This window comes from Pseudomonas sp. EA_65y_Pfl2_P78 (assembly GCF_963970495.1).
Lineage (GTDB): Bacteria > Pseudomonadota > Gammaproteobacteria > Pseudomonadales > Pseudomonadaceae > Aquipseudomonas > Aquipseudomonas baetica_A.
In genome coordinates, this window is the sequence record NZ_CAXAON010000071.1 from 1 (window position 1) to 3,091 (window position 3,091).

The window sequence follows — 3,091 nt, forward strand, 5'->3', positions numbered from 1 at the left end:
AGCAGTGAAACGATGCATCGCCGATGGTAGTGTGGGGTTTCCCCATGTGAGAGTAGGTCATCGTCAAGATTAAATTCCGAAACCCCAATTGCGAAAGCAGTTGGGGTTTTGTTTTGCCCGCAGGAAATGTGTCTGCTTGTTTTCTATGCAACGGCCCGGCGCATGGCTATTATTCGGGCCTCACTGTGAGGCGAGACCTACATGCTGACGTTGTTGAATCTTCTGAAGGATGGGCGATTCCATTCTGGTCAGGACCTAGGCGCCGCCTTAGGAATTAGTCGAAGTGCGGTATGGAAGCAGCTTCAGCACTTGGAGGCTGAGCTTGGGCTGTCCATTCACAAGGTTCGGGGGCGAGGTTATCAGTTGGCTGCGCCGCTTGTGTTGATCGATCCTCTTAAAGTGGCGCGGATGAAAGAGAGTTGGCCAATTGCGGTTTTTGATTCTATCGACTCGACTAATGCTGAGGCTTTGCGCGCCATTGGCCGGGGGCAGGCAGCGCCATTTTTAGTGCTTGCCGAGCGACAGATATCTGGACGTGGGCGTAGAGGGCGCAAGTGGGTTAGCCCGTTTGCCGAAAACCTTTATTACAGTCTCGTTCTGCGAATTGATGGTGGGATGCGCCAGCTTGAGGGCTTGAGTCTTGTTGTTGGGTTGGCAGTCATGCGAACCCTGCAAAAGCTCGGCGTCACTGGCGCAGGTTTGAAGTGGCCTAACGATGTTCTCGTCGGCAATAAGAAAATTGCCGGTATTTTGCTGGAGTTGGTTGGGGATCCGGCTGATGTGTGTCACGTGGTACTAGGTATAGGTATTAACGTAAATATGCAGGTTGCAGAGGAGGTTGATCAGCAATGGACTTCCATGCGACTTGAATCTGGTACAACTTGCGATCGTAACGTTCTGGTTTTCGAGTTAAGCGAACAGTTGCAGTCATATATACAGCGTCAGCAGGTCGGTGGTTTTTCAGTTCTCCAGGCAGAATGGGAGGAAAACCATTTGTGGCAGGAGCGATCAGTGTCGTTGATTGCTGGTGTCAGCCAGGTTGATGGTGTTGTGCTGGGGATTGATAGCCAAGGCGCGCTGCGTTTGCAGGTGAGTGGTGTGGAAAAGGTCTTTAGCGGTGGCGAGCTCAGCCTGAGGTTGCGTGATGATTCTTGAGCTTGATTGTGGCAACAGCTTCATAAAGTGGCGCGTGCTGAGTGCCGAGGCTGCTGTTTTGATCGCAGAGGGGGTGGTTGACTCGGATCAGGCTCTGCGTGATGGTCTATTTGCTCTAGCTGGATTGTCGCTAAGCAAATGCCGTCTTGTTAGTGTTCGTACTCTCGAGGAGACGGGAGCGTTAATCGAAATGCTTCGGCGGGATTTCGATCTGACAGTTGTATGTGCAGAGCCAGCTCGTGAAATGTCTGGTGTTAGAAACGGTTATGAGGACTACGAGCGCTTGGGGCTTGATCGTTGGTTAGCGATGCTCGGCGGATTCCACTTAGCTGAAGGTGCATGTCTGGTGCTGGATTTTGGCACGGCGGTAACGGCGGACTTCATCGCGGAAGATGGAGAGCATCTCGGGGGCTTTATTTGTCCTGGCATGCCGTTGATGCGTAACCAGTTGCGCACCCATACACGAAAGATACGATACGGTGATCTCGCGGCTGAGCGTGCATTGACAAGCCAGGCTCCCGGTCGGAGCACTGTTGAGGCGGTGGAGCGCGGTTGCTCTCTAATGCTCAAAGGGTTCGTGCTCACTCAGATGGAAATGGCACGAGCCTATTGGGGGGAGAGTTTCACTGTATTTCTTACAGGGGGGGATGCCGTATTAATAGCAGATGTTGTCCCAGAGGCCAGGGTTGTTCCTGACCTGGTGTTCGTGGGCTTGGCTATGGCGTGTCCTTTGTCCTGAGGTCTGTATGCGTTGGTTGTTCCTGCTGTTCCTTGTTCTCAATGTTTTCTATTACGTCTGGCATCAGCAGGAAGCACCTTTGCGTGCAAAAGATGTCACCCCTCTGAGTTTGTATAAAGGCCCCCAGCATGACATTCGTTTGCTCAGCGAGAGTCTGGATGCTTCTCGAGAGAATGCTGGTGTGCGCTTTGAGGAGCGCTGTCTTTATTTGGGGGGATTTGCTCGTCAGGATTTGGTTGAAGCGTTGGGGCGCCGTTTGGCGGAGATGGATATCAAGGCTTCGCCGTTGCCTGACGAGCGTCCGGCAACAGGATACTGGCTGCGTATCTCACCTGAAGGTCAGCGATTGTTGGGTGCTGATCAGTTGCAAAACCTTTCCAAGGAATTCAATGAGTTAAAACATAAAATAATGCTGTGCGAAGGGGTTGCGCCTGCTGAATAGTTTGCATAGAATGGCGCCCGCTCCACAGTGAAGACCTGAAGAGGTGGTCATGAAGGAGTGGTGTCAATGCAGCTAACCTCAAGTTTTTAAATGAGAAAATGCTTGACAGGGGTTTGGCATAGTATAAAATGCCGGCCTGATTAGGAGGGGTTCCCGAGCGGCCAAAGGGATCAGACTGTAAATCTGACGTCTACGACTTCGAAGGTTCGAATCCTTCTCCCTCCACCAGATTTAAGCGTGAGCTGCAGGCTCTGCGGGTATAGTTTAGTGGTAGAACCTCAGCCTTCCAAGCTGATGATGCGGGTTCGATTCCCGCTACCCGCTCCAAGCTTGCAGGTTGTGCAAAGTGTTTCGCTCTTGTAGCTCAGTTGGTAGAGCACACCCTTGGTAAGGGTGAGGTCAGCGGTTCAAATCCGCTCAAGAGCTCCATATAACAAGGCAGATATGAAAATATCTGCCTTTGTTTTAATGGTTGATGTTGTTTGTCTAATTCTTCTGTTTGAGGGTGATATCGATGGCTAAGGAAAAATTTGATCGTTCCCTGCCCCATGTTAACGTAGGGACCATCGGTCACGTTGACCACGGTAAAACCACTCTGACCGCTGCTCTGACTCGTGTCTGCTCCGAGGTTTTCGGTTCGGCCGTAGTTGAATTCGACAAGATCGACAGCGCTCCAGAAGAAAAAGCTCGCGGTATCACCATCAACACCGCGCACGTTGAGTACAACTCGCTGATCCGTCACTACGCTCACGTTG

At 51.6% G+C, this 3,091-nt stretch carries 4 protein-coding genes and 3 tRNA genes; all 7 read left to right on the forward strand.

Features of this window, described 5'->3' with window-relative positions:
- Nucleotides 1–201 precede the first annotated feature (201 nt).
- Nucleotides 202–1,155 (forward strand): bifunctional biotin--[acetyl-CoA-carboxylase] ligase/biotin operon repressor BirA, encoded by a 954-nt coding sequence (birA, locus tag AACY02_RS25765; RefSeq protein ID WP_339434339.1) that lies wholly within the window; start codon nt 202–204, stop codon nt 1,153–1,155.
- Nucleotides 1,145–1,894: a pantothenate kinase gene (locus tag AACY02_RS25770; RefSeq protein WP_339434340.1), complete on the forward strand. Its 750-nt coding sequence runs from the start codon at nt 1,145–1,147 to the stop codon at nt 1,892–1,894. Before birA ends, AACY02_RS25770 begins: the two co-directional genes overlap by 11 nt.
- A 7-nt stretch (nt 1,895–1,901) precedes the next feature.
- Complete coding sequence (locus tag AACY02_RS25775; protein WP_339434341.1) at nt 1,902–2,336, forward strand: hypothetical protein; 435 nt, start codon at nt 1,902–1,904, stop codon at nt 2,334–2,336.
- Between the two features lie 143 nt (nt 2,337–2,479).
- Nucleotides 2,480–2,564, forward strand: a tRNA-Tyr gene (locus tag AACY02_RS25780).
- Between the two features lie 25 nt (nt 2,565–2,589).
- Nucleotides 2,590–2,663, forward strand: a tRNA-Gly gene (locus tag AACY02_RS25785).
- A gap of 26 nt (nt 2,664–2,689) precedes the next feature.
- Nucleotides 2,690–2,765, forward strand: a tRNA-Thr gene (locus AACY02_RS25790).
- An 85-nt stretch (nt 2,766–2,850) separates the two neighbouring features.
- Nucleotides 2,851–3,091: GTP-binding protein (locus AACY02_RS25795; protein WP_339434213.1), on the forward strand; the 241-nt coding region annotated here is incomplete at its 3' end.